Annotated in this window: 1 protein-coding gene; it reads right to left on the minus strand. The window is 67.3% G+C overall.

Features of this window, described 5'->3' with window-relative positions:
- Window positions 1–1517: non-ribosomal peptide synthetase (locus K675_RS0121010; protein ID WP_017905442.1), on the minus strand; the 1517-nt coding region annotated here is incomplete at both ends.

The following is a 1517-nucleotide window of genomic DNA, read 5'->3' on the forward strand; positions in this document are numbered from 1 at the left end:
TTGTCCAGATGCACGAAGGCACTGGGCACCATGTATTCGGGCAGGTGCTTGAGCAGTTCGCCGCGCAGTTGTTCGGCAGGCGCCGGCTTGCCGCACAGGTAGGCCACCAGGCGTTGGTCGTCACGGGCGATGACCACCGCTTCGCGAACACCCGCCACCGCGAGCAGGGCGTTCTCGATTTCCCCCAGTTCGATGCGGAAACCGCGGATCTTCACCTGGAAGTCGTTGCGGCCCAGGTATTCCAGGGTGCCATCGGCCAGCCAGCGGCCCAGGTCACCGGTCTTGTACAGGCGGGCACCGGGCACCGGGCTGAACCGGTCGGCGATGAAACGTTCGGCGCTCAACCCGTCGCGGTTGAGATAACCACGGGCCACCCCGGCACCGCCGATATGGATTTCCCCGGCCACGCCCAGTGGCGCAGGCTCGCCATGGGCATCGAGCACATACACCTGGACGTTGGCGAACGGCCGGCCGATGCTCGGTTTTTCGCCCAGGTCGCGGATCAGGTCGATGGTCGCGTCCACCGTGCACTCGGTGGGGCCGTACATGTTGTAGAAGCGGATGGTCTGGCAGTTGCGCAGTTTCTCCCAGGTGCTGGCGTTGATCGCCTCGCCCCCGAGCAGCACGCTGACCGGCTGGTAGCTGCGCCGCTCCAGCAGGCCGGCGGCGAGCAGGGTGTCGAGTTGCGACGGAGTCGAGTCGAAGGCGTGCACCTGGTGCTGTTCGAGGAAGTCCAGCAACTCGCTGCCGCTGGCGCGGATCAGTTGCGGGATGATCACCAGGGTGTGGCCGGAGAACAGTTGCGAGATGCCCTTGATCGACATGTCGAAGAAGAAGCCGGCATTGAGCGCGACGGTGGCCGGGTTCGGGCAGTGCCGGTGGGTGGTGCGGGTCAGCACGTGCCAGAAGTTGAAGACCGAGCGGTGCTCGACCATCACGCCCTTGGACTGGCCGGTGGAGCCTGAGGTGTAGATCACGTAGGCCAGGTGTTCCGGGGTCAGGCCCGGCACGCTCGGATTGGCGTCGAAGGCTTGATCCTCGGCGGCCTGCCGCGACTCGGCGGTGTCGAGCAGCAGCACGGGCAACTCGCCGGCCGGCAGGCTGAGGGCGGCCTGGGTCAGCAGCGCGCGCGGCTGGCTGTCGTGGAACATGAAGGCCATGCGCTCGGCCGGGTGGGCCGGATCGATCGGCACATAGGCGGCGCCGGCCTTGAGCACGCCGAGCAGGCCGACGATCATCTCCAGGCTGCGTTCGGCGCAGATGGCGACGCGTTCGTCCGGCTGCACGCCGAGCTCAAGCAGTTGCCGGGCCAGGTGGTTGGCGCGGCGGTTGAGCTGGCGATAGCTCAGTTGGCGGTCTTCGCAGACCAGGGCCACGGCATCCGGGTTGGAGCGGACCCGGGCCTCGAACAGGGTGTGGATCGGTTGTGCCGGTCCGAAGTCGGTGGCGGTGTCGTTGAAGCCCTCGAGCAGCAGTCGCCGCTCGGTTTCGGGCACGACCTGCAGGTCGGCGGCCAG

The sequence above is a fragment of the Pseudomonas fuscovaginae SE-1 genome, from assembly GCF_000364705.1.
Lineage (GTDB): Bacteria > Pseudomonadota > Gammaproteobacteria > Pseudomonadales > Pseudomonadaceae > Aquipseudomonas > Aquipseudomonas fuscovaginae_A.